The organism is Rhodococcus sp. BP-261 (assembly GCF_019835205.1).
In the GTDB taxonomy this organism is placed as follows: domain Bacteria; phylum Actinomycetota; class Actinomycetes; order Mycobacteriales; family Mycobacteriaceae; genus Rhodococcoides; species Rhodococcoides kyotonensis_B.
In genome coordinates this window covers 81,255-104,492 of record NZ_JABUCO010000020.1, presented here as the reverse complement: position 1 = coordinate 104,492, position 23,238 = coordinate 81,255, and the positions used below count along the sequence as shown (strand labels likewise).

The following is a 23,238-nucleotide window of genomic DNA, read 5'->3' as shown; positions in this document are numbered from 1 at the left end:
ACCACAACGCACGATCGGAGAAGCTCCGCAAGGCCACCACAGGAACCCGCCAACCACTACAGTGAAGACCGCTCACAGGTGATGAATTTCGCCGAGCACATCTGCTGAAGTTCGCTGAGCCTCGTCATCGACGCCGATGACGAGCGCACCGTAGCGCTCATCCTGAGTGCCATGAGGCTCGACATCGACGAACAGCGGGTCACCGCAGCTCTGACGCTCCAGCCACCCGACCTTCACGTGGTGCTCACCGGCGCAGACAGCGTGGCATTCGCGTCGTCGATTCTTGCACGCGATCCGCGCAGTCCGATCTTCGACTACCTCGAGCCCGGTCGTGCCTGTTCGGCCATCTTCGCCGCCTTTTCGGGCTCAGGCGTCGTACGGTTGTCGACGGCTTCTTGTTTGGTCGCGTCGTCGCCACCGACCACATGGTCGACGCCGGAGATCAATGCGTCGTACCCCTGCTGTGCGACAACTGCTTTGTCGTTCTTCCAACTGTTGTCGCCGAATTTCGTATCACCCATACCTGCGTTGGCGTGAAAGTCGCTGTCGGTGGCGCCCGGCAGCAAGGCGGTAACACTGACACCACTGTCCCGCAGTTCTTCTCGCAACGATTCGGCGAACGAGAAGCCGAACGCCTTCGACGGTCCGTACACGGTTTCGTAGGGAGTCGGGGTGGTCGCCGACACCGACGACACGATCAGAATCTTCCCGCGACGGTTCGGAACCATGTGTTGCACAACCCTTTTTGCCATGTGCACAGTCCCGGCGACATTGATGGCGATGAGCCTGAGCTCGTCGTCGAGGTCGTTGTCGACGAACGCACCTCCGAGCCCGATCCCGACATTCAACGCCGCCGCCTCGACGGGTCTACCGAGATCGGCAACGAAAGTCCAAAAACTTTCGACTCCGTCGTACGTGGCAGCATCGGCGCGGTGCGGATACGCCTCGACACCCAGTCCACGTAACGCGTCGGCCGATGCGTAGACACGTTCACTCTGCCCTGAGATCGCGACGTCGTACCCGTGCTGTGCGAATTGTTTGGCGAGTTCGAATCCAATCCCCGATGATCCGCCGGTGACCAGCGCGAGGGGGCGGCTGTCTGACATGGTGATACTTCCTTCCGTAGACGCGGGGGTCTTACGACCGCATAACCCGCTCACCCATGCGGTAATCGGAAGGCGCCTATCCTGAGTGTCATGCCTGCGCCGAAGAGCACCACGTGAAGGTCGAGTGGCTCGAGAAGCATCAAATTCCGCTCTACCTGTCGGCGCTGCTCGCGGGTGCGGTCATCGGGCTGCTCGCGCCGAGCACGGCCCCTGCGTTCGGGCACGCGATCAATCCGGTTCTGCTCGTCCTGCTGTACGCCACGTTCCTCGCGGTCCCGTTCTCGGACATCGGTACTGCGTTGCGCGACAGCAGCTTTCTGACCAGCTCCGTCGTCCTCAACTTCCTTCTGGTACCGATCGTCGTCTTCGGTTTGACGCGGTTCGTCGCCGGCGATCATGCTCTGCTCGTCGGCATCCTGCTGGTTCTGCTCGCCCCCTGCATCGACTACGTCATCGTGTTCAGCGGCCTGGCAGGTGCGGCGTCGGAACGACTGCTCGCCGCCGCTCCGATCCTGATGCTGCTACAGATGGCGTTTCTCCCGCTGTACCTGTGGATCTTCGTCGGATCGGATCTGGTGTCGATCATCGACATCGCCCCGTTCGTCGAGGCTTTCGTCGTACTCATCGCCATCCCGTTGTCGCTGGCCGCGGTGACGCAGAAGGTTGCGCGACGCCACCGCGTCGGCGCGCGGGTGATGGATGCGATGGCGTCGGCGATGGTTCCGATCATGATGGCCACACTGTTGGTCGTCGTCGCGTCGCAGATCGAGGAGGTTCGGGCACACGGCACCGAACTGCTCTCGGCAGTACCGATTTTCGTGGCATTCCTGGTGATCATGGCGTTCGCTGGCCTCGCGGTGAGTCGCGTATCGCGTCAAGACGTCCGAGCGACAAGGGCTTTAGTGTTCTCGGGCGCGACGCGGAACTCACTGGTCGTCCTACCGTTGGCCCTGGCGCTTCCGGAGGAACTGTCGTTGGCAGCAGTCGTGGTGGTGACGCAGACACTCGTCGAACTTGTCGGTATGGTCGCGTACGTTCGCCTCGTTCCACTGCTCGTTCGCGACTGAGTGAGGAGAAGATATGCATGATGTGGTCGTCGTCGGCAGCGGTCCGACAGGATTGATGCTCGCCGCTGAATTACGGCTCGCCGGAGTGGATGTCGTCGTACTCGAACGGCGCGGGTCGCAGACTCTGGTCGGGTCACGCGGCGGCGGAATACACGCGCGCACGATCGAATTGCTCGATCAGCGCGGCATCGTCGATCGGTTTCTCACGGAGGGCACTACCATTCCTGCCGCGACGTTCGGCAGCACTCGGATCGACCTGAGCGCCCTGCCGACGCGCCACCCGTACACACTTGCGTTGTTCCAGAACCACATCGAACGCATCCTGCTCGGCTGGGCCGAGGAATCGGGCGTCACGATCCGCCGCGGTATCGAGGTCACCGGTATCTCGCAAGACCCTGACGGCGTCGCCGTCGAGACCTTGTCCGGCTCGGTGCGGGCACAGTATGTCGTAGGCGCCGACGGCGGTCGCAGCACCGTGCGCCGCGACGCAGGAATCGACTTCGTCGGTCCCGACGCGTCCCGCAGCAGTCTCATCGCCGAAGTGCAGGTCACGGAGAAGCTGCCGGACGCAGGCAAGGTCGACGAACGCGGCGTACACGGACTGCACCCGATGGGCGACGGCGTAGTTCGGGTGGTGGTCACCGAGTCGGACATTCGAAGGGCCGAGCCCACTCTCGACGATCTACGGGATGCATTGACCGACGTGTTCGGCACCGATTTCGGAGTGCACAGCCCAACCTGGTTGTCGCGCTTCACCGATGCGACGAAACAGGCGGCGTCGTATCGCGTCGGTCGTGTCCTCCTGGCGGGCGACGCTGCCCACGTGCACTCGCCCACCGGCGGCCAAGGCATCGGACTCGGGGTTCAGGACGCCGTCAACCTGGGCTGGAAGCTCGGGCAGGTCGTGCGGGGCGAATCAGACGAGTCTCTGCTCGACACCTATCACACCGAGCGGCACCCCGCCGGCGCTCGAGCGTTGAAATACACGATGGCGCAATCACTTTTTCAGAAAGCCGACCCGCGGCAGGAAGCGTTACGTGACCTGCTCGACGACGTTCTCCGCGTCGACGACGCTTCCCACCGCATCGCTTCACTGATCACCGGACTCGACGTCGCCTACGACCTCGGTCCTGGTCACCCACTGCTGGGTCGCCGGATGCCGGATCTCGACATCACTACGCCCGACGGGCCGACACGCGTGTTCGAGTTGTTGCGTGACGCCAGGCCGGTACTGCTGAGTTTCGACGGTTCCGGCCTCGGCATCTCTGCCACCGTCGCGGGCCGGTGGACTCTGCCGGTGGTCGGAGACGTCCCAGCGCCGTCAGCCGTCTTGATCCGCCCCGACGGTCACGTCGCCTGGGTCGGAGAGGGCACGTCCGACGGACTCGACGACGCGCTGCACCGCTGGGGCTTCACACGTTGACATCGAACCCCAGATCGACGTCTCACGCCGCCTGCCCCCGTCGCGCGAATTACCCGTCGTGAGTGCGAATGTAGAGCCTGCTCTACATTCGCACTCACGACCGGTGCCCGGCGATCCGATCTGCCGCCCCACGCAGCGCACTCGATACCGCATACATCGCAGGCGTGTACTGACGACGTGCCAGGGAGGCGATGTAGATGACGCGGGTGGGAACCCGGTCTGCCGAACGAAATGCGAGCGGCTGAACATCGGGCCGGTGATGTACCACTGCCAGACCCGGCACCATTGCTATGCCGACCCCCGCAGCAACCATCGCCTCGATCTCCTGATAATCGTGTGCCTCGTAGACCACCTCTGGCTCGAAGCCGACTGCTCGGCAACTGCGGTACAGAACCTCAGCGGCCGGATGGTCGTTGCTTCGGATGATCCACCGCGCCCCCTTCAGGTCCGGGAGCGCCATCTCGTCGGACGCACGGTGGTCGTCGACAGGCAGGAGCAGCATCGTCTCGTCTTCCATCAACGATTCGAGTGACAGCGATCTTTCCGCTTCTTCCGTCCACGCGTAGCTCCACAGCAACGCCAGATCGACCTCGCTGGAATGCAGCATCTCCAGCAGCTGCGGACGTACCGCAGAGCGAACGCGAACGTCGACGCCGGGCCACCGCGCGTGGTACTCCTTCAACGCATCCGACAGCAGCGACGAACTCACCGTCGGAAACGAGCCGAGCCGCACCGCACCCCGCTCCAGCCCACGTATTGCTTCGAGATCACCACTCGCGGCTCGCATTTCGCGCCTGAACAGCCGCGCGCGACTTGTCAGAATTTCACCGGCCTCGGTCAGCTGCACTCCCCGGGGCAGCCGCGTCAGCACGGGCTGTTTGATGCTGTTCTCGAGCTTGGCAATGCGCTGCGACGCGGCCGACGCGGTCATGTTGGCCCTTTCGGCGCCGGCCGTCAGCGACCCTGCTTCTGCGATGTCGAGAAGCAGGAAGAGCGTCACGACGTCGAACGAGTGCTGCATTCACTACCTGCCTTCAGTTGTACTAAACGAGACGGTAGCAAAACCGTATTGTTCTGAATCCGCGCGGTCAATAGTGTGACCTGTACGACGTTCAAGCGCTGAATGTGACCGCCCACGTTTCCCAGCCACCGAAAGACCCGCCATGACCTCCATCGAGATACTCCCGCTCATCGCGCTCGTTGCGATGTTCGTGATCGCGACATTCTTCCCCATCAATATCGGCATCCTGGGCTTTGTCGGCGCCTTCGCAGTCGGCTACTTCGCACTCGGCTACGACGACAAAGAGATTCTCCAAGCCTTCCCGAGTTCGATCGTGCTCACCATTGTCGGGGTCACCTACTTCTTCGGTATGGCCAAACGCAACGGCACCATCGACCTGCTGGTCAATTCGTGTATCCGAGCTGTGCACGGGCGCGTGACAATCGTGCCGTGGGTGTTCTTCTTCTCTGCATCGGTGCTCACCGCGTTGGGAACCTTCAGCCCTGCTGCCGTCGCTCTGATCACCCCGGCCGCGATGGCGTTCGCCGCTCGCACCCGTATGAGTCCACTGGTCATGGGCATCATGACTATCAACGGAGCCCACGCGGGTGCGTTCTCACCCATCAGTGTCTCCGGCGTTCTGGTCCGCGACATCGTCGAAAACAACGGGCTGACCATCAGCCCATGGACGCTCTTCCTCGCCAGCTATGGAATCAACCTGTTGCTGTCGGTGCTCACCGTCGTCGGATACGGGGCTCTGGCGAAGATGCGCGGTCTCGAATTCACCGCAACCGGCACGAACAAGCCTGTCCCGACCAGCGGTTCGCGTGACGACGCACCGTCGTCGCTGGGAACACCGAGCACAGGCGGCGCCGCCGGAAGCACCCAAGTTCTGGCGCGACCGACGTCGACGACCCTGGTCGACGCTCCTGCCCCCGTCACCCGGGTCCAGAAACTCACGCTGTTCCTCATCGGCGCCCTGCTGGTGCTGGTTCTCGTACTGCACCTGCCCATCAGCTTCATCGCCATTGCAGCAGGCGCCGTCCTTGCCTTCACCGACCTGAAGAAACAGAACGAAGCTATCGCCGGGATCAGTTGGTCCACGGTTCTGCTCGTCGCCGGCATGGTCACCTACATCTCGATTCTCGAGGAGGTCGGCACCATCGACACGCTCGCGCACTTTGCAATCACGCTCGGTGCGCCGCTGCTCGTGGCCCTCGTGCTCTGCTACGTCATCGGACTCACGTCTGCGTTCGCGTCGTCGACGGCACTGCTGGCAGCCGTGATCCCGATGGCGATGCCCTTGCTCGGCAGCAGCACCCTGCCCGTGATCGGCGTGGTCGCAGCCCTCGCGATCTCCGCGACCGTCGTCGATGTGTCTCCGTTCTCGACCAACGGCGCCTTGGTGCTGGCAAACGCACAGAACATCGAACGGCCCCGCTTCTACCGTCAGCTGATAGTCAATGCCGGAATCGTCGTCGCCGTTGCGCCTGCGCTGTGCTGGTTGATCTTGGTTGTCGTACCAGGCTTCATCTGATGACTTAAGCGTTACTGAAGGACGACAACATTATTCGTAATTGTGCTTGAGCTCCGGCCCACCCAGGCTGGAACGGTACGACAATCTACGGCGGAAGGCACACCATGTTCACGCTTCGAGGCACGTGGATGCGAGGCGGCACCAGCAAATGTTGGCTGTTCAACGCCGTCGACATCGATCCATATATCGGCGACGCAGGCGGACTCGACAACATACTGACCTCGGCATTCGGTTCGGGCGATCCCCGTCAGCTCGACGGCGTGGGCGGCGGGAGTTCGACGACGTCAAAGGCAGCGATCGTTCGACGCTCCACCGCCCCAGGCATCGACGTCGACTACTTGTTCGCGCAGGTCGCCGTGGACAACCGCACCGTCGAGTGGGGCAGCAACTGCGGCAACTGCGCAACAGCAATCGGCCTCTACGCGCTACAGGCCGGTCTGGTTGCCGTCGACGACCGAGTGACGGTCGTCCGCATGCGCAATCAGAACACCGGCGCGGTGCTGTCCGCCGAGATCGCCACCCCTGGCGGACACGTACCCACTGACGGTGATGCCACGGTTCCCGGCACGACGGCCCGAGGCGTTCCGGTGGGTCTGACATTCACCGATCTCGCCACCGACCGCGTGTCTCTGTTGCCGACCGGCCAACCCGTCGACGAAATCACCCTGTGCGACAGATCCTTTCGTGGAACCTTCGTCACTGCGGGAGCACCTGCCGCCCTGTACGACGCGTCCGATCTCGGACTCACAGGAGCAGAGCCGAATGACGCTCTCTCCGAACATCTTTCCACTCTGTTCGCGCTTCGGCGCCAGGCGGCTCTCCGAATGGGACTCAGCACGCCCGACGAACCCATCACCCACGCGATCCCGAAAGTGGGAATCGTGGGGCCACCCCGGGACTACCGAAGTTCGGACGGTGCCCTTATCGGTGCGTCGGACTACGACATCTCGGTTCGAATGCTGTCCATGATGGCACCGCATCCTGCGATCGGCCTGACTTCCGCGGTGGCGGTGGCCGCCGCCGCAACGGTGTCCGGAGGAGTCGTCGCAGCCAACGCACGAATCGGGTGGCCCGGTTCGCTTCGGATCGGCACCGCGGCAGGCATTCTCGATGTCGACGTCGCCATCGATTCCCACGGGCTCCTGCAGTCGGTGACGCTGCACCGCGCGGTCCGCCGCATCGCCACCGCTGAACTGTTCGTCGCGGTTCCCGTTCTCACCTGAGCCGGATTCGTCACCAGGTTTGACGCCTCCACCTCGTGGAACCCATCTTCGTGAACTTCTGTTGTGACGAATCATGTTGAGCGGCCTCGGTCTGGTCCTGGCGGCGGTGGCGCTGATCGTCGCGGCCCAGGTGCTGTCCAAGAAGACCACCATCCCGTCCGCCGCGCTGCTGACGCTGGCCGGTCTCGGTGTGTCGGCGACGCCTCTGCCCGACATCGTCCTCGACCCCGACGTCGTCCTCACGCTGGTGATCCCGCCCCTGCTGTACAGCGCGGCGCTCAACTCGTCGCTTGTCGCCATTCGCAAGAACGCGTTGACGATTCTCAGCCTCTCGGTCGGTTTGGTGATCGCCACCGCGAGCGTCGTCGGAGTGGGTTTGTACCTGTTGATACCGACCGTCACGCTCGCCGCGGGCACGGCGCTGGGAGCGGCCGTCGCACCACCCGATCCCGTTGCCGCCCTGGCGGTGGGTCGACGCGCAGGCATCCCGCCGAGGCTGGTGACGCTGATCGAGGGCGAAGGACTGCTCAACGACGCGACGGCACTGACCATGCTGACGGTCGCGACGACGGCCATCGCCCTGCACGACATGTCGCCACCGGAAGCCGGGGGCCTGTTTCTCCTCGCCGCGGGCGGCGGCGTCGCAGTCGGTGTCGCCATCGCGTTCGTGATCCGGCTGGTTCAACGCGTCATCGACGATCCGCTGCTGCTGAACATCGTCTCGCTGGTGACACCGTTCATCGCCTACCTCGCGGCCGAGCACGTCCACGCGTCGGGAGTGCTGGCCGTCGTGGTGACGGCATTGATCGTCGGGCACGACACCCGCCATGCCGCGTCGAGCGCAAGCCGCCTGCAGACCGGCGCGGTGTGGCGCCTGATCGACGTCCTGCTGGAAGGTTTCGTCTTCCTGCTGATCGGCGAGCAGCTACCCACCGTCGTCGCAGGGCTGTCGGCCTATTCGCTACCCACGGTGGCGACGGCCGTCGGCGTCACCCTGGCAGGAGTTCTGCTTCTGCGCCCCGTGTGGCTGTACGTCACCGAGCGGCTACCGCGTCGCAAGAACCGCGAGGGCGCCGACATTCCACGTCTGAGCGGCCGTGAGATCGTCGTCATGAGCTGGGCAGGAACACGCGGCGTCATCACCGTCGCCGCTGCGTTCTCGCTGCCGTTGACGCTCGACAACGGGGATCCCTTCGTCGCGCGAGACCTGTTGCTGTTCTGCGCTTTTGTCGTCGTGCTGGTCACCGTGGTCGGCCAGGGCACGACGTTCGCACCACTCGTGCGTCGCCTGAACGTACGCGCCGACGCCGCGACCACGTCCCGGGTCCGCAACGAGGCGAGACAGGGAGCCGCGAAAGCAGCGCTCGCACAACTCGATCGAATCGCCAAGGACGAGAAGCTGAAGCCCGAGGCCACCACGGCCTTTCGAGAGGAACTGGAACACCGGATCGAGCGTTATCGCCGTCGACTCGATCACCTCGACAACGCCGACGAGACTTCCCTGGTCTCCCCGGCACAGCAGGCCTCGCTCGGCACCAGGCGCAAACTGATCGCGACGCAGCGCGACGAACTGCTGCGCTGGCGAGACGCAGGCCGACTACCCGACGAGGACATGCGAGTCCTCGAACACGAACTCGACCACGAGGAACACGCCATGCATCTGCCCGGCTCGGGTCCGGCCTCGTAGCTATCGACGCGCGGGTTCGACGACGAAATCGTCCAGATCGGCGTGGCGGGTCATCTCCCAGTAGTCGACGATCCGCCACGGAAGCGTCGACACCACTCGTCCGGCGTCGTTGCGGTACCAGTTGTTCATGCCCTCGTGCGTCCAGATCATCCGCGCATGCGCCTCGTCGTGGCGGCGCACGTAGTCCTCTTCGACGTCGGGCCTGCATTCGACGGCGCCGATTCCATTGTCCGCCATGGTCGTCAGCAGATCGACGATGTACCGGACCTGGAATTCGGCGATCGTGATGTAGCTGCCGCCGTGCCCGAGAACAGTGCCCGGCCCGCACGTGATGAACAGGTTGGGATAGTCCGGCACGGTGATGCCCAGATACGCGTGCGCGTCCTCCGGACCCCAGAAATCCTTGATGGACTTGCCTGATCGACCGCGAATGTCGATGGGGCTGAGCAGCTTGTGCGTCTCGAATCCGGTGGCGAGGATGACGACGTCGACCTCGGCTTCGGTACCTTCCGATCCCACAACGGAATTCGGTCCGATCGACGCGACTCTTTCCGCCACCAACGTCACGTTGTCTCGTTTGAGCGCGGCGAACCACCCGTTGTCGAGGAGCATCCGCTTGCCGAAGGGCGGGTAATCGGGCAACGACTTCTCGATCAGATCCGGCCTACCCTCCAATTCGCGCTCGAGGTACCGCGTGAACACCCGGCGATGCGCGTCGTTGATCGCGTTGATCGACCGCTCGGGCGTCTCCCACTCGGGATCGACCTGAAGCGACGGATGCACACGATCGTTGAAGTTCCACGCCAATCGCGTTCGGTACCACAGCCGATACAGCGGAACGACGTCCATCAGGTAACTGACGTCGTCGTGGATAGGCGCGAAATACACGTCACTCGACGTCACCCACTGTGGCGAGCGCTGGAACACCGTCGCATGTCCGACGGTCGACGCGATGGCGGGCAACACCTGCATCGCACTCGCACCCGTTCCGACGATAGCGACGCGTTTGCCGCTCAGATCGAGATCGGCCGGCCACTCGGCGGTGTGGAAGATCGGACCGGTGAACGTGTCGAGACCCGGAATGGACGGCACTTTCGGACGGTTCAACTGTCCGGTCGCGGTGATCACGGCGTCGGCCGTCAGCACGTCACCGGCGGTGGTGGTCACCGTCCACGACTGCCCGTCGGCGTCGTAGACCGCGTTCGCCACCTCGGTGTCGAACTGGATGCGTCGTCGTAGATCGTGTTGTGCCGCAACGTCACGGAGGTACTGCCACACCTCGTCACGCTTGCCGAAATGCGTGCTCCACGCGCGCGGCTGGAACGAATACGAGTACAGGTGACTGGGCGTGTCGACGCCCGCGCCCGGGTACGTGTTCTCGAACCACCCACCGCCGACGTCGGAATTCTTCTCCAGCACAACGTGTTCGATACCGGCCTCGCCGAGCTTGATCGACGCCAGCATGCCGGAGACCCCGGCGCCGATGACGATGACCGACAGGTCGCTTTTCACGGGCGTCCGCGCGGGTTCGTCGACGAAGCCCATGTCCTCGGCGACCATCGACGCGAACTCCGCAGGCACGTCTTCGCCGACTGCGGCGCTGATCATGTCGACCAGATGGGCGCCGCTCGGGGACGGCACCGCCATCGGGACGCCGTTCGCCCAGTCGGCGATGGCGTCGAGCGCGGCCACCCGGATGCGCGACGCCACCTCCGGTGCGAACCCGCCGCTGTCGTTGTCGTCCATGCCGCGGCTGCGGGTGGGCCGGTAGGGATCCTGCAGCCACGCGTCGTCGCCGGTCAACTGATAGAGGACAGCGACGAGGCTGGGCATGTTGGCCGCGTCGAGAGCACGTTCCAGCCGCGCTCGGTCGATCGCGGTCGCAGCAGTGACGGACACCGGACACCTCCTGGTAGCGGAACTGTTCCAAAACTAACCACAGTTAGGTATCTCGGCACAAGGGTGGTCTCGAAGTGCCGTTTTGGGTATTGACAATGTGTCGCGGACCACACAATGCTGTTGCACATACCTAACGATGGTCAGGCGAAGGGATCGACATGGAACTCACCGAAGCAATGCGCACCACCGGTACGTGCCGGCGCTACGCGGACACACCGGTCCCCGACGAGGTCTTTCGCAACGCCTTCGACGTCGCTCGCTTCGGCCCGCAGGGCGGCAATCGTCAGCCGGTCCGCTGGATCGTCGTCCGCGACGCCGCCCGCAAGCAGGCACTCGCCGACCTCTACCTGCCGATGTGGGACGCCTACTTCGCCGGTATCACCGGAGGCACCGTCGCCGTCGGCGCCCTGCCCAAGACGGTGCAGGACGCGGACTACTTCGCCCGCCACCTCGCGGAAGTACCGGCCATCGTCGTCGTGTGCGCCGCGCTCGACGGTCTGCACCCGACGGACCACGAACTCGGTCGCCTGTCCGTCGTCGGCGGCGCGTCGATCTACCCGACCGTGCAGAACCTCTGCCTCGCGCTGCGCGACCAGGGCGTCGCCACCGCGGTGACCACGCTGCTGTGCCATGAGGAACCGGCCATCCGCGAGTTGCTCGAGATTCCCGACGAGTACATCACCGCCGCGCACATCGCCGTCGGCTATCCCGAGAAGTCGTTCCCGAAGAAGCTGACGCGTAGCCCGGTGGAGGACATCGTCGCCCTCGAATCCTTCGGCCAGCCCATGTTCGCGCCCGCCGCAGCACTCTGATCTCCAGGAGACCACCGATGCCCGAGCTTGCCAGTCAGTTCAGAAACCGAATCGGTCGCGCCACGATCGGCGATCAACTCCGCCGCCACGCGCGCACCAACCCGGACAAGACCGCGTTCATCAGCTACAGCGCCGACGGCACCCGCCAGGTCACCACCTACGGTCAACTCGACACTCGCGCAAACCAATTCGCCAACCTGTTGATCGACCTCGGGGTCGGCCGCGGCGACCGCGTCGCATCGATGGCACGCAACAGCGTCGACGTCGTCGTCGCCTACTACGGCACGCTGAAGGTAGGGGCGGCGTTCACCGGCATCAACGTCATGTACCGCGAACCCGAGGTGCGTCATCAGCTCGAACACGCGGAGCCGACGGTCGTCGTCGCGGATTCCGCATTCGCCGACGTCATCACGGCCGTCAAGCCCGAAAGCACCACGCTCGTGGCCTTCGGCGACAACTACGACGAGCTGACGTCGAACACTCCGACGACCGAGCCCGAGGTCGACCTCGACGAGAACGACGTCGCCATGGTCATCTACACCTCCGGAACCGAAGCGGCGCCCAAGGGCGTCATGATTCCGCACCGCAACTTCCTCGTCTCGACGGCGCCGGCATGGAGCTGGGGGCTGCGCACCGGCCCCGAGGACACGTGGCTGTTCGTCATGCCGTTCCACACCATCGCCGGCCTCGGCTCGATGACCACGCTGACGCTGATGGGCGCAACCCTGGTGTTGCCTGCGACCGTGGATCCGGCACAGTCGCTGCGCATCATCGCCGACGAGAAGGTGTCCGTCATCGCGCAGACGCCGACGTTCTACATGGCGTTGGCGCGAGACCAGAGCTTCGGCCCGGCCGCGGTCGGACAGGTACGCCGGTGCATGACGTACGGCGGCCAGGTCGCGCCCCACACCATCTCGGCATGGGCATCGGCTGCACCCGACGCGATCTGGGGCACGTACTGGGGACAGTCCGAGTTGTCCCAACTCGGCTCGGTCGGCTGGTTCTCCACGCTCGACGACATCCCCGGCGGCGACGCGTCGTGGATCGGCAAGCCGGTCACACACCTCGAGATCAAGGTGGTCGACGCCGACGGCAACGACAGCGAGATCGGCGAATTGCTCTGCCGCACTCCGTCCGTCATGCTCGGCTACTTCAAGAACGAAGCCAAGACCGCCGAGGTGTTCGACGGCGGCTGGGTCCACACCGGCGACATGGTCCGCATCGACTCCGACGGAAATCTGTTCTTCTACGATCGAATGAAGGACATGATCAAGACCGGAGGTATGAACGTGTCGTCGCAGGAAGTGGAGCGGGCCATTCACGCTCATCCCGACGTGCTGCGTGCTGCCGTCGTCGGAATGCCCGATCCGTACTGGTCCGAGGCCGTCACCGCGTTCGTCATTCCCGCCGAGGGCGCCGCGCCCGATCCGGAGGCGATCATCGAACACTGCCGCGGGCAGTTGGCGTCGTACAAGACGCCGAAGGCGGTACACATCGTGACCGAACTGCCGGTCGATCCGCAGGGCAAGATCCTGAAACGCGAACTGCGCTCGTTGGCGCCGACCGAACCCGTGCAGGAGACCGTGTGACACTGCCCGACGACGCCCAGGAACTCCCCCGCCAAGTCCGGACGCGTCGACGTCGCGAGGACATCGTCGCCAAGGCAGCGGAGATCTTCGCGCGCGACGGGTACGCGGCCGTCGGCATGAGAGACATCGCCGACGCCGTCGGAATCAAAGGTGCCAGTCTGTACCACCACTTCTCGTCGAAAGAGGAGATCCTGTTCGCGGTGTGCCTCACCGTCACTCAGGAACCGGCGGAACAGACGCTGCCCCTGCTCGACGCACCCGGCACGCCGACCGAACGACTGTCGGCGCTGGCGCGCGCGCACCTGATTCACCTGAACAGTCGACGCGTGGAATACATTGTCGGACTACACGAATTGGCGTCGCTGACCCCCGAGCATCGGTCGGTGATCGAGGACTACCGCCGTCGGTATCAACGACGCGTCCGCGATGTCGTCGCCGCGGGTATGCGCACGGGTGAATTCACCGTCGGCAACGCACGTTTGGCGTCGTTCGCGCTGACCGACATGCTCAACGGCATCAGCGCATGGTTCCACGGGGACGGAGCCATGAGCATCGAGGACGTCGCCGACGAATACGTCGACCTGGCCGTCCACCGACTTCTCGGAGGCCGGCGATGATCGTCGAGCCCGGTTTCGAACGGGTCCACGACGCGTTGACCGCGAATCTCGCTGCAGGAGAGGAGCTCGGCGCCTCGATCGTCGTCGACATCGACGGCAGGCGCGTCGTGGACGTGTGGGGTGGTCACCGCGATCTCGCCCGTTCCGAGCCGTGGACCGAGGACACCATCGTCAACGTATGGTCGACGTCGAAGCTGGTGACCAACCTCGCGGCGTTGATGCTCTTCGATCGCGGCCTGCTCGATCCGTACGCGCCGGTGTCGCAGTACTGGCCCGAATTCGCCGCCGCCGGAAAGGAGTCCGTCGAGGTACGGCACATCCTGTCGCACACGTCCGGGGTATCGGGCTGGGACAGACCGTGCGTCGTCGAGGATCTGTACGACGCGGACAAGGCCGCTGCTCGTCTCGCCGTGCAGGAACCGTGGTGGGATTCGCGGACGACGTCGGGCTATCACGCCGTCAGCCAGGGCGCCCTCGTCGGCGAATTGGTACGACGCGTGACCGGAAAGACGTTGCGACAGTTCGTCACCGAGGAGATCGCCGGGCCACTGGGCGCGGACTTCCAGATCGGTGCCCGAGAACAGGACTGGTCACGTATCGCCGACGTCGTTCCGCCTCCGGTTCCGACCGACATCGTACCGGACCCGTTGAAAGTTCGTCGTCGCACGTTCCTCGGCCCTGCCGTCCGTGCAGAGTCGGCGAACACGCCCGAGTGGCGTCGAGCCGAGATCGGTGCGGCGAACGGGCACGGCAATGCACGGTCGGTGGCGCGGATCATGTCGGCGCTCGCGCGTGGCGGAGTGGTCGACGGGGTGCGCCTGCTGAGTGACGATGCGGTTGCCCTCGCGTTCGACGAACAGACGAACGGCGTCGATCTGGCGCTCGGCGTTCCGCTGCGCTTCAGCATGGGTTACGCACTGCCGCAGCCGGATACAGTCCCGTACATCCCCGACGGCCGTATCTGCTTCTGGGGTGGCTGGGGCGGATCGCTGACCGTCGTGCACCCGGACAGCCGGATGACCTTCTCGTACGTGATGAACAAGATGGGGCCGGGGATCGTCGGGTCGGAACGGGCGGAGCAGTATCTGACGGCGGTCTACTCCTCCACGTGAGCGCGAATGTACAGCCGGCTACCCCTCGTGCGCGCGAATGTATAGCGGGCTATACATTCGCGCGCACGTCAGGTACCGCAGAAAGTCTGAAAACCCTCGGTGAACACCTGCGACGCAGGCTCGGCGTACTCGGACCGGTCGTCACGCCGCTCGAACGGGTGGGTGACGACGTCGAGCAACGTCTCGAACGGGCCGAGGTCGCCCGCCGTCGCCGAGCGCAGCGCCGCGTCGACGAGATGATTACGCGGGATGTAGATCGGATTGACGCGGTCCATGGCGTCGGCGACGGCCGTGACGTCGTCAGGCAGGTAGCCGCGCCAGCGCTCGACCCACGGGGCCAAGACCTCGGGAACGTATGCCGCACCGCGTAGTTCGTCGGCGAGCGCACGGAAGGTGCCGGTCCAGTCCAGGCCGTTCTCACGCATGAGCGTCAGCAGATCATCTGCCAGAGCCGGCTCCACCTGTGTGACACCAAGTTTCGACGCCAGACCTTCGGCGAAGTAGCGGCCGTACCGGTCCGCGTAGCTCTCGAGCACCTCGGTGACGGCGGGCACCGCGTCGTTCGGATCGGCAGCGACGAGCGGCAGCAGCGTCTCGCCGAAGCGCGCCAGATTCCACTGCATCACACCGGGCTGGTTGCCGAAGGCATAGCGCCCGCCGTGATCGATGGAGCTGAACACCGCATAGGGGTCGTACGCGTCGACGAACGCGCACGGGCCGTAGTCGATCGTCTGCCCCGAGATGGTCGTGTTGTCGGTGTTCATGACCCCGTGCACGAATCCGGTGAGCATCCACTGCGCGACGAGCCGGGCTTGCGCGTCGACCACCGCCTCGTAGAACGCCAGGTAGCGACCCGTCAGATGCGGGTAATGCCGGGCAATCGCATAGTCGGCGAGCAGCTGCAGCTGGCCTTCGCGCCGGGCCGCGAACTCGAAGGTTCCGACGCGCAAGTGGCTGGCCGCGACGCGCGCGAGAACGGCACCGGGCTCCGGCTCACTGCGCATGACGCTGCGGCCGGTGGCGGTGACGGCGAGCGAGCGCGTCGTCGGGATGCCGAGGGCATGCATGGCCTCGCTGACCACGTACTCCCGCAGCATCGGGCCCACGACGGCCAATCCGTCGCCGCCACGCGCGAACGGCGTACGACCCGACCCCTTCAGATGCAGGTCGACGCGGCCGCCCGGGCCGTTCAGCTCGCCCAGCAGCAGCGCCCGACCGTCACCCAGCATCGGCACGAACCCGCCGAACTGATGCCCGGCGTAGGCCATCGCGACCGTCTTCGCCCCGTCCGGAGGCGTCGCACCGGCAAGGACGTCCGGCGCGCCGCGAAGGGCGTCGGCGTCCAGACCGAGCGACGACGCGAGTGCGTCGTTGAACACCAGGATTCGCGGTTCCGGAGCTTCCGCGCCCTGCCACGGCACGACGAGGTCACTCAGCTCGTCGGCGTAGGTGCTTTCGAGTCCGGGGAGAACTGAGGTCGGTGCAGCCATGAATTCGAGAGTAACCCTCCCCATGTGCATAGAAATACATAGAGGGCTATGGATTCTCGTGCACGTGCGTTTACGCCCCCCACCATCCGGGCACGCGCCACCGTGCAGACATTTCTTCCCGATGCCGGCTTCGTCCGCTCGGCGCGGGCGCTCGACGACAAGCGCCTCGGCAAGCAACGCGTCGAAACCTTCCAGATTCTGCGCGCCCTGATCTGGCCGACCTACGGATGGAAACGACACCCCGCGGTGACGATGTGGCGCGGCTTCACGCCTGCGCTCGTTGCCTACGGCGTCGCGACGTGCCGGGAATGGGCAGCGCGCGGTCATGCCGACGCGCTCGAACCACAATTTCTCGACTACGGCACTGCGCGCACCTTCGCTGAATTGAGCCGCGAGGGCCGTCTGCCACCATGGCTCGGGGACGACGCCGTCCACGAGAGCCACCGACGGGCATTGGCGAACAAGGCTCCCGAGCTCTATCCGAAGGAATGGTCCGGCGAGCCGGGATACGTGTGGCCGACACCGCCGTACCCCGTGTGGCCGTTGCCCTTTCGCGTGGGACGCGACCCACTGACCTCGGAGACGCCGACGAAGACCGTCGGCCATCTTCTCGACGTCGGAGCACCCGGTGCCGCCATGCTCGAACCGGGGTATCCCGCGTGGGACGCGTTGCGAGAGTTGAAGAAAGGCGAGTCCGTCGACATCGAGTTCGACGAACCGTCGACGCTCACGATAGCTGCCAGTCGGGTGCGTGCCGGACTGACCGCATGCATTCTCGATCGCGACGAACCGACCGACGATCCGCTACCCGACGCGACGGCCGAGCAGGGAGGGACCGTGTCGACATCGGTCGCCCGTACGCCCGGCGAACTCGACCGCGAGGCGATGGCCGTCGAGAAGACCGATCCAGGACGAATCCGCTGGTTTCGACGCGGCCAGGCCATCGACCCCTCCGACTTCTCCCTCGTCGTGACCACCGGCGCAGAAATACCGCCCGAGCTGTCCGAATTGCCGACGCTGACGATTACGAGCTCCGAGCGCGGGTAACCGACCGGGTATGAACCTGACTCCGCTGTTCCTGCCGTTGGAAAAAGCGTCACTGCTCGACCCCGTCAGCGATACCGTGGCCACGAAGTTGCGGTCCGCATTGGACGGCTCACCCGTGGACGGGCTGCTCCGAGGGACCTTCGTCGGACACCCGATGCATCCGATCCTGGCGTACTCGGCCGTCGGAACGTGGAGCAGCGCTGTGCTTCTCGACCTGACCGGGGGTAACGCCGAAGCCTCGCGCCTGCTGATCGGCGCCGGACTCATCGCCGCCCCGACGGCCATCGCGACCGGCTGGGCGACCTGGTCGACTCTGACTCGCGAGCAGCGACGCGTGGGCCTCATCCACGCGGGCAGCAATGCGGTCGCGGCCGGGCTGTTCGCGGCGTCGTATCGCCGTCGATCGAAAGCAGTGAATTCGACGCCGGACAAGACCGCCAAAGCGTTGGCGCTCGCGGGATTCACCGTCGCCGGGGTCGCCGGAGCGCTCGGCGGACACCTCGGGTTCAACATGGGCGGCGGAGTCGCAGCCCGCGCAGTCGCCGCGGGGGTGTGACATGGCCGTCGACAACCGATTCGCTGCTGTGAAGGCCAGCGGAGTCACCGCCGACGGGGTGCGCCGATTCGCGGACGGCAGTTCGGAAAACCTGAATCCCGACGCGCTCGCAGCTCTGACCGAAGCGAACCTGACGGAGTCCGAACTGCACGACCTCGCCGAATGGCTCGAAACGGCCTAGCTCGAGAATGCTCTAGAAGGTTCCGCCGCCGAGAATGTGGGCGAGACCCAGCCCGATGAACGTGATGACGTAGAGGGGCCCACGAATCGGGTCGCCCGCGCTCGCTCCTTCGTGCAGCCAGGTGAGGAAATCTGCCGATCCCATGGGCCCTCTTCTCGTCGGTGTCCGTCCTGTGATCCGCTCCGATGGTAAGGCGTGAAACCTTCACGTCGGCAGCGAATCGCAGGCAATTGTCGACGCGTCAGTGCGCGTCCTCGTACGCCTCGACAATGTCGGCCGGAATACGGCCACGATCGTTGATTTCGTAGCCACTGTCGGCGGCCCACTGACGGATGGCCCGAGTCTGCGATGCATCGCGCTTCACGGGCGCGGCAGCCTTCGATGCGGCTTTCGTCGTCACTCCGGCCGAAGCGGCTTTTCTCTTGCGTCCGCCGACCCGCGTCGCGTAACCGACGTAGTAGTCGATTTTCTTGCGAAAGTCGTTGGCGTTCTTGTTCTTCAGATCGATCACGTAGTCGACTCCGTCGAGCGAGAACTCGATGGATTCACCTTGGCCCTCATCGATTGCAGTGCCGTCGATGTCGTCGATCAATTCGTAGATCACTTGCTTCGCCACGTTGCGATACCTTCCGAAGTTTCGATGAGTGAGCCTCAGGTTAACTACTGTAGGTCCAGAAACGTGAATCGGAGTGACAGACATCGCCGAAAAACGCGACGGATTCCACATATTTCGGAACTATTCCGACGCGGCGAACCTTTCGGTACGAATGCAGCGCGGTGCCGCGTTTCGTTTCCGAGACGCAATCGCCGACAGGCTCCTGGTGTGACAGGGTAGGAATCGGATCACTACTCGCAGAGGAGGCCCGGATGCAAACGAACACACATTCGGTGCGGCGCGCGATCGCGGATCTGGCACGGACGATGCACGCGTCCAGCGGCTCGGGTTCACACACAGCCGACGACGTCATCGCCGAGGTCACAGCCGGTGCCACGCGATTCGTTCCCGGTGTGGACCATGCTGGAATCAGCTTGCTGCAGCGCCACGGAAAGAAGCACACGTTCGAGGCGAAAGCGCCTACCGGCGCGGTTTCCGAGTTCATCGATCGTGTCCAGAACACCGTCGGCGACGGCCCGTGCCTGGATGCCATTCGCAACAGGTGCACCGTTCTCGTCGACGATTACTCGACCGAGTCCCGATGGCCCGAGCTGACCGCGGCCCTGCTGGACAGCACACCGGTCCGTTCCAGCGTGTCGATCCTGCTGTACACCGACCAGCACTCGATCGGAGCACTCAATCTGTACTCCGAAACGCCACACGCATTCGGGGAGACAGTCGTCGACGAAGCCGAAGCCCTCGCCGCGCACGCCGCAGTCGGTATCTCCGGGGCCCGTCGAGACGAGCAGTTCAGGTCCGCACTCGTGTCACGCGACATCATCGGACAAGCCAAGGGAATAGTCATGGAACGCTTCGGACTGGACGCGCTTCAAGCTTTCCGTCTACTGAGCAAGCTGTCCCAGGACCAGAACGTCCCCGTCGTCCAGCTTGCCGGACAACTCGTCGCCTCGGAACACCCGAAACGGCGATAGGGATCAGCGACCGCCCGAATCCCGCTGTCGCTGAACACTTTCGGACGCGAAATCCGATTCGGCCTCCCGCTGACTGACCGCACCGGCGATGTTGTTCTCCCAGGCCGCCTTGCGGTGCTGGGCAGCAGCCTTCCGATGCTCGTCCGCGTCTCCGAAGCCCAGTTCGATGGCGCGCTCGTGCACTTCTGCTGCGCGCACGTGCGCCATCGACGCCCGGTAGTGACCATCGGAGGCGGCGAGATGCGCTCGCGCAGCACGTTCGTACGCCATGTCCGCGCGGGTCTGCGCAGACCGCGCGGTCTCGGGCGTGCACGGTTTACCGGACTTCAAGTCCAGACGCCGCTGCTGCAGCTCCCGCGCTCGGGCGGCTGCTGCATTCCCTCGTTCCACCGGACCGACCGGCGCTCTTTCGGCAGTCACGGAGCCACCCATCCAGACATCCGTTCCACCCAATTTCGTCGACGTCGGTGCCCCTACTGTATGCCTATCTCGGGCGCAATCGTATTGCGTGGAAGAGGAGTAGACTCACCCCTGACCGCGTTCAGTCGAGCACGAGCTGTCCCGCGTCCGAATCGATGCCAATTGTCATGGCTCAGAGGCACTTCCGTTAGGCAGACCGTTGTCCGAAGAAGTAGCAATCACGACCGAGTGGGTCAGCCAGATCCCTGTCGTGCATTTTTGCGGCGTTCTCGACGCGCGAAGTTACTTGCCCGTCCGAAATGCACTCGTCAAAAATGCGACCGATTCGCCCGCAGCGGTCATCGCCGAAGTGGACCAGCTTGCGGCCACAACGGAATCCGCATGGACTGTTCTCACGAGCGCCAGCTGGTTGCTCCGCCGCTGGCCGGGGATTCCGCTGGCCGTCGTCGCCAGTTCCGATCGGCGTCGCCGCGAGCTCACCCGCAACGCCATCACTCGCTACGTGTCCGTCCACAGCAGCGTCGCCGCAGCGATCGAGGCCGTCCATTCCGGGCTGTCCGCACCATCCCCTCGACTACGCGCCCGGTTCGAGCGGCCGCGTACCCCCTCGGTGTTGATTCAGATGCGAGATCTGGTGACGGAGACGTTGACAGAATGGGACCGGGCCGACTGCATCCCAGCCGCGCGATGCGTCATCTCCGTGCTGGTCGGCAACGTACTGCAGCACACCGACAGCGACCTGGACCTGCGCATCGAGCTACGCGGTGATCATCTCACCCTCGCGATGCGCGACGGCAACCCTGCTCCAGCACTTCTGCGCGAATCGGCGGCGACGTCGAACGTCTACGTCTCGGGGCTGGCGATCCTGTCGTCGCTTTCCCACTCGTGGGGTACCGCGCCTGCCGACGACGGGAAGACGGTGTGGGCAGTGCTGGGCCCGGAGCAGTACCGGGCCCTGACCACCGACTAGCTCGAACCGCCCGCGGCGCCATCGGCCTGCATCAGCAGCATTGCGCCCCTGATCTCGCGGTCGTGAACCTTGAACGGGCTGCATCTGACCGTCACCTGCGCCGGCCGACCGCGGCGATTGATCGCGTCGAGCTGGATGCTGCCCGAATAGCTCTCGTCGACCAATGCGTTGCCGATCAACGGACGCAGCTCGGCCGTCGGCAGCCCGATGTCCAGGTTCAACAGCTGCCGACTTCGCGCCTCCTGCTCGGTGACGCCCCACAACTCGGTCGACGCCCGGTTCCACACCGTCACCCGCATGTCGCGGTCGACGACGATGATGCCGACGTCGGCGGAATCGAGGATCGAATCGAAGAACTCCTGCGCCTGCGTCAACTCGACGGTCTTGTCACCGAGAGTTCCGTTGATCTCGTTCAGCTCGTCGTTGGTCGACTGCAGCTCCTCGTTCATCGTCTCGAGCTCTTCGTTGGTCGACTGCAGCTCTTCGTTGGTGGTCTCGAGCTCCTCGACCGTCGACTGCAATTCCTCGTTGGTGGTCTCGAGTTCCTCGTTGGTCGACTGCAGTTCTTCGTACGCGTTCTCGAGCTGCTTGTTGGTCTCCTCGACCTTGTCGAGCAGCGCACGGGTGGTACTGACGTCGAAGAACGCGATGGACACCCCGACGAGACCGTTGCCCGCGTCGATCAGCGGATTGACGTGGATCTCCAGCCAGATCGGCTGATTTCCGTGTTGCAGCCATTCGACGTCGCGAATTCTCGACGACCGTCGCTCGACCTTGGCCTGCTCGACGTACCCGCGCAGCTCGACGGGCCGATACGACAGCTCGAGATCACGCAGCAGCCGTCCGACGTCGCGAGCGGACAATCCGAACAACGACTCGGCCTGCTGGTTGATGAGCGCGACGGTCTCGTCGCCGGTCAGCACGACCTGCGCGACCGGCGTGAACCGAAAAGCCAGATCGCGCAGGTTGGAGACGCCGGGCACGTCGTCGTGTCCGCCGTTGGTCAGCATGTCGCCGGAGGGCCTCATCGACAGTCCGCGCTGATCGATCGCCTTACGGAACAGCCGGTTCTTCAGATCGAACGGCGCGAAACGATCACTGTGGCTGAGCAGCATCTCGGCGTGGCCGAGGAAAAGAATGCCGTGCGGCGCCAGCGCGAAATGAAGTCGGCCCAGTACCCGACGCTGCGTCTCGGCGTTCAGGTACATCAGCGTGTTCCGGCACACCAGCAGGTCGATCCGCGAGATCGGCGCATCCTGCACCAGATCGTTGCGTCCGAAGATGACCGCCCGACGCAGATCCTTGCTGAAGACGTACCGGGTGCCGTCCTGATCGAAGTAGCGCTCGAGATGCTCGGGCGGGATGTTCTCGACGGCTTTGGCGGGATACGACGCCTGACGGGCCTCGGCGAGCGCGTCCTCGTCGACGTCGGTCGCGTAGATCTTGACGCGTTGACGGAAGCTTTCCGGGCCGACGGCGTCGGCGATCAGCATCGCCAACGAATACGCTTCCTCACCGGTCGCGCATCCGGCGCTCCAGACTCGAATCGGGTCATCGGGGCCACGCTGCGCGAGCAGCTGCGGGATGACGATCGTCTTGAGAATGTCCCACGCTTCCGGATCACGGTAGAACGCCGTCACGTTGATCAAAATGGTGTTGAACAGGGCACTGAACTCGTCCGAACTCGCCTGCAAATGATCGAGGTAGTCGGCGAAATTCTCGAATCCGATCTGGTCCATGCGATGGCGCACACGACGCATCAACGAGGTTCGCTTGTACCCCGTGAAGTCGAAACCGCGCGAATCTCGCAGAAACCGCAGCAGCGCCTCGAAATCGTCGTCGAGTTCCTCGGCCACACCAAGTCCTTTCACACCGCAGCTGACTGCCGTCGCGCGGCAATGACAGGGTTCATTCT

At 64.5% G+C, this 23,238-nt stretch carries 23 protein-coding genes; 14 read left to right on the top strand and 9 right to left on the bottom strand.

The window, feature by feature from the left end:
• Nucleotides 1–72 precede the first annotated feature (72 nt).
• Complete coding sequence (locus HQ354_RS19735) at nt 73–237, bottom strand: hypothetical protein (RefSeq protein WP_222635364.1); 165 nt, start codon at nt 235–237, stop codon at nt 73–75.
• A gap of 77 nt (nt 238–314) precedes the next feature.
• Complete coding sequence (locus tag HQ354_RS19730) at nt 315–1,106, bottom strand: SDR family oxidoreductase (RefSeq protein ID WP_174551367.1); 792 nt, start codon at nt 1,104–1,106, stop codon at nt 315–317.
• 113 nt (nt 1,107–1,219) lie between these two features.
• Here HQ354_RS19730 and HQ354_RS19725 point away from each other — a divergent pair, with 113 nt between their 5' ends.
• Together HQ354_RS19725 and HQ354_RS19720 are read left to right on the top strand one after the other, a co-directional pair.
• Nucleotides 1,220–2,173: an arsenic resistance protein gene (locus HQ354_RS19725; protein ID WP_068422878.1), complete on the top strand. Its 954-nt coding sequence runs from the start codon at nt 1,220–1,222 to the stop codon at nt 2,171–2,173.
• A gap of 13 nt (nt 2,174–2,186) precedes the next feature.
• On the top strand, nt 2,187–3,596 hold the full coding sequence (locus tag HQ354_RS19720) for an FAD-dependent monooxygenase (protein ID WP_167676170.1): 1,410 nt from the start codon (nt 2,187–2,189) through the stop codon (nt 3,594–3,596).
• A gap of 94 nt (nt 3,597–3,690) precedes the next feature.
• Here the strand turns inward: HQ354_RS19720 and HQ354_RS19715 are convergent, their stop codons facing one another.
• Nucleotides 3,691–4,617 (bottom strand): LysR family transcriptional regulator, encoded by a 927-nt coding sequence (locus HQ354_RS19715; RefSeq protein WP_114329304.1) that lies wholly within the window; start codon nt 4,615–4,617, stop codon nt 3,691–3,693.
• Nucleotides 4,618–4,759: 142 nt separating this feature from the next.
• Here HQ354_RS19715 and HQ354_RS19710 point away from each other — a divergent pair, with 142 nt between their 5' ends.
• The 3 genes from HQ354_RS19710 to HQ354_RS19700 all read left to right on the top strand — a co-directional run bounded on the left by HQ354_RS19710 (nt 4,760) and on the right by HQ354_RS19700 (nt 9,043).
• Nucleotides 4,760–6,133, top strand: a complete 1,374-nt coding sequence (locus HQ354_RS19710; protein ID WP_167676172.1) for an SLC13 family permease — start codon at nt 4,760–4,762, stop codon at nt 6,131–6,133.
• 104 nt (nt 6,134–6,237) lie between these two features.
• Nucleotides 6,238–7,356 carry a PrpF domain-containing protein gene (locus tag HQ354_RS19705; RefSeq protein WP_068422867.1) on the top strand — a complete coding sequence of 373 codons (1,119 nt, stop codon included), beginning with the start codon at nt 6,238–6,240 and terminating at the stop codon, nt 7,354–7,356.
• Nucleotides 7,357–7,429: 73 nt separating this feature from the next.
• Nucleotides 7,430–9,043 carry a Na+/H+ antiporter gene (locus tag HQ354_RS19700; protein ID WP_068422856.1) on the top strand — a complete coding sequence of 538 codons (1,614 nt, stop codon included), beginning with the start codon at nt 7,430–7,432 and terminating at the stop codon, nt 9,041–9,043.
• Here HQ354_RS19700 and HQ354_RS19695 read toward each other — a convergent pair whose 3' ends face one another.
• Nucleotides 9,044–10,942 (bottom strand): NAD(P)/FAD-dependent oxidoreductase, encoded by a 1,899-nt coding sequence (locus HQ354_RS19695; RefSeq protein ID WP_068422853.1) that lies wholly within the window; start codon nt 10,940–10,942, stop codon nt 9,044–9,046.
• Nucleotides 10,943–11,100: 158 nt separating this feature from the next.
• On the opposite strand from HQ354_RS19695, the gene HQ354_RS19690 reads away from it, so the two are divergent.
• The 4 genes from HQ354_RS19690 to HQ354_RS19675 are packed head-to-tail and all read left to right on the top strand — an operon-like array spanning nt 11,101 to nt 15,072.
• Nucleotides 11,101–11,754: a nitroreductase family protein gene (locus tag HQ354_RS19690; protein ID WP_068422850.1), complete on the top strand. Its 654-nt coding sequence runs from the start codon at nt 11,101–11,103 to the stop codon at nt 11,752–11,754.
• A 17-nt stretch (nt 11,755–11,771) separates the two neighbouring features.
• Nucleotides 11,772–13,343, top strand: a complete 1,572-nt coding sequence (locus HQ354_RS19685) for a class I adenylate-forming enzyme family protein (protein WP_222635365.1) — start codon at nt 11,772–11,774, stop codon at nt 13,341–13,343.
• The gene (locus HQ354_RS19680; RefSeq protein ID WP_222635366.1) at nt 13,340–13,960 is read left to right on the top strand and encodes a TetR/AcrR family transcriptional regulator; all 621 of its coding nucleotides are present in this window, start codon (nt 13,340–13,342) and stop codon (nt 13,958–13,960) included. The genes HQ354_RS19685 and HQ354_RS19680 overlap by 4 nt, the downstream gene beginning before the upstream one ends.
• Nucleotides 13,957–15,072: a serine hydrolase gene (locus tag HQ354_RS19675; protein WP_222635367.1), complete on the top strand. Its 1,116-nt coding sequence runs from the start codon at nt 13,957–13,959 to the stop codon at nt 15,070–15,072. The genes HQ354_RS19680 and HQ354_RS19675 overlap by 4 nt, the downstream gene beginning before the upstream one ends.
• Before the next feature lie 68 nt (nt 15,073–15,140).
• Here the strand turns inward: HQ354_RS19675 and HQ354_RS19670 are convergent, their stop codons facing one another.
• The gene (locus tag HQ354_RS19670; protein WP_222635368.1) at nt 15,141–16,562 is read right to left on the bottom strand and encodes a YdiU family protein; all 1,422 of its coding nucleotides are present in this window, start codon (nt 16,560–16,562) and stop codon (nt 15,141–15,143) included.
• Nucleotides 16,563–16,610: 48 nt separating this feature from the next.
• Here HQ354_RS19670 and HQ354_RS19665 point away from each other — a divergent pair, with 48 nt between their 5' ends.
• The 3 genes from HQ354_RS19665 to HQ354_RS19655 are packed head-to-tail and all read left to right on the top strand — an operon-like array spanning nt 16,611 to nt 18,346.
• Nucleotides 16,611–17,609, top strand: coding sequence for an MSMEG_6728 family protein (locus HQ354_RS19665; protein WP_261768938.1), 999 nt, complete (start codon nt 16,611–16,613; stop codon nt 17,607–17,609).
• Nucleotides 17,610–17,619: 10 nt separating this feature from the next.
• Entirely contained in the window at nt 17,620–18,165 is a 546-nt protein-coding gene (locus HQ354_RS19660) for a DUF2231 domain-containing protein (protein ID WP_068422832.1), read from the top strand.
• Nucleotide 18,166: 1 nt separating this feature from the next.
• Nucleotides 18,167–18,346, top strand: coding sequence for a hypothetical protein (locus HQ354_RS19655; protein ID WP_068422829.1), 180 nt, complete (start codon nt 18,167–18,169; stop codon nt 18,344–18,346).
• Nucleotides 18,347–18,358: 12 nt separating this feature from the next.
• On the opposite strand, the gene HQ354_RS25665 is transcribed toward HQ354_RS19655, so the two are convergent.
• On the bottom strand, nt 18,359–18,490 hold the full coding sequence (locus HQ354_RS25665; protein WP_261768936.1) for a hypothetical protein: 132 nt from the start codon (nt 18,488–18,490) through the stop codon (nt 18,359–18,361).
• Between the two features lie 97 nt (nt 18,491–18,587).
• On the bottom strand, nt 18,588–18,962 hold the full coding sequence (locus HQ354_RS19650) for an Lsr2 family protein (RefSeq protein ID WP_068422826.1): 375 nt from the start codon (nt 18,960–18,962) through the stop codon (nt 18,588–18,590).
• A 251-nt stretch (nt 18,963–19,213) separates the two neighbouring features.
• Between HQ354_RS19650 and HQ354_RS19645 the strand changes: the two genes are divergently transcribed.
• Complete coding sequence (locus HQ354_RS19645; protein WP_068422823.1) at nt 19,214–19,933, top strand: GAF and ANTAR domain-containing protein; 720 nt, start codon at nt 19,214–19,216, stop codon at nt 19,931–19,933.
• A 3-nt stretch (nt 19,934–19,936) separates the two neighbouring features.
• On the opposite strand, the gene HQ354_RS19640 is transcribed toward HQ354_RS19645, so the two are convergent.
• Nucleotides 19,937–20,353 carry a hypothetical protein gene (locus HQ354_RS19640; protein ID WP_167676186.1) on the bottom strand — a complete coding sequence of 139 codons (417 nt, stop codon included), beginning with the start codon at nt 20,351–20,353 and terminating at the stop codon, nt 19,937–19,939.
• A gap of 199 nt (nt 20,354–20,552) precedes the next feature.
• On the opposite strand from HQ354_RS19640, the gene HQ354_RS19635 reads away from it, so the two are divergent.
• On the top strand, nt 20,553–21,323 hold the full coding sequence (locus HQ354_RS19635; protein WP_167676188.1) for an ATP-binding protein: 771 nt from the start codon (nt 20,553–20,555) through the stop codon (nt 21,321–21,323).
• Here HQ354_RS19635 and HQ354_RS19630 read toward each other — a convergent pair.
• Nucleotides 21,320–23,179 carry a CheR family methyltransferase gene (locus HQ354_RS19630; RefSeq protein WP_308115234.1) on the bottom strand — a complete coding sequence of 620 codons (1,860 nt, stop codon included), beginning with the start codon at nt 23,177–23,179 and terminating at the stop codon, nt 21,320–21,322. The two genes, HQ354_RS19635 and HQ354_RS19630, sit on opposite strands and share 4 nt — an antisense overlap.
• Nucleotides 23,180–23,238: the final 59 nt, after the last annotated feature.

Bases quoted from the DNA above. Each gene is read 5' to 3' on its own strand.
- HQ354_RS19730 (WP_174551367.1), bottom strand. From the start codon at position 1,106: ATGTCAGACAGCCGCCCCCTCGCGCTGGTCACCGGCGGATCATCGGGG.
- HQ354_RS19720 (WP_167676170.1), top strand. From the start codon at position 2,187: ATGCATGATGTGGTCGTCGTCGGCAGCGGTCCGACAGGATTGATGCTC.
- HQ354_RS19715 (WP_114329304.1), bottom strand. From the start codon at position 4,617: ATGCAGCACTCGTTCGACGTCGTGACGCTCTTCCTGCTTCTCGACATC.
- HQ354_RS19710 (WP_167676172.1), top strand. From the start codon at position 4,760: ATGACCTCCATCGAGATACTCCCGCTCATCGCGCTCGTTGCGATGTTC.
- HQ354_RS19705 (WP_068422867.1), top strand. From the start codon at position 6,238: ATGTTCACGCTTCGAGGCACGTGGATGCGAGGCGGCACCAGCAAATGT.
- HQ354_RS19700 (WP_068422856.1), top strand. From the start codon at position 7,430: ATGTTGAGCGGCCTCGGTCTGGTCCTGGCGGCGGTGGCGCTGATCGTC.
- HQ354_RS19690 (WP_068422850.1), top strand. From the start codon at position 11,101: ATGGAACTCACCGAAGCAATGCGCACCACCGGTACGTGCCGGCGCTAC.
- HQ354_RS19685 (WP_222635365.1), top strand. From the start codon at position 11,772: ATGCCCGAGCTTGCCAGTCAGTTCAGAAACCGAATCGGTCGCGCCACG.
- HQ354_RS19675 (WP_222635367.1), top strand. From the start codon at position 13,957: ATGATCGTCGAGCCCGGTTTCGAACGGGTCCACGACGCGTTGACCGCG.
- HQ354_RS19670 (WP_222635368.1), bottom strand. From the start codon at position 16,562: ATGGCTGCACCGACCTCAGTTCTCCCCGGACTCGAAAGCACCTACGCC.
- HQ354_RS19665 (WP_261768938.1), top strand. From the start codon at position 16,611: ATGGATTCTCGTGCACGTGCGTTTACGCCCCCCACCATCCGGGCACGC.
- HQ354_RS19660 (WP_068422832.1), top strand. From the start codon at position 17,620: ATGAACCTGACTCCGCTGTTCCTGCCGTTGGAAAAAGCGTCACTGCTC.
- HQ354_RS19655 (WP_068422829.1), top strand. From the start codon at position 18,167: ATGGCCGTCGACAACCGATTCGCTGCTGTGAAGGCCAGCGGAGTCACC.
- HQ354_RS25665 (WP_261768936.1), bottom strand. From the start codon at position 18,490: ATGGGATCGGCAGATTTCCTCACCTGGCTGCACGAAGGAGCGAGCGCG.
- HQ354_RS19645 (WP_068422823.1), top strand. From the start codon at position 19,214: ATGCAAACGAACACACATTCGGTGCGGCGCGCGATCGCGGATCTGGCA.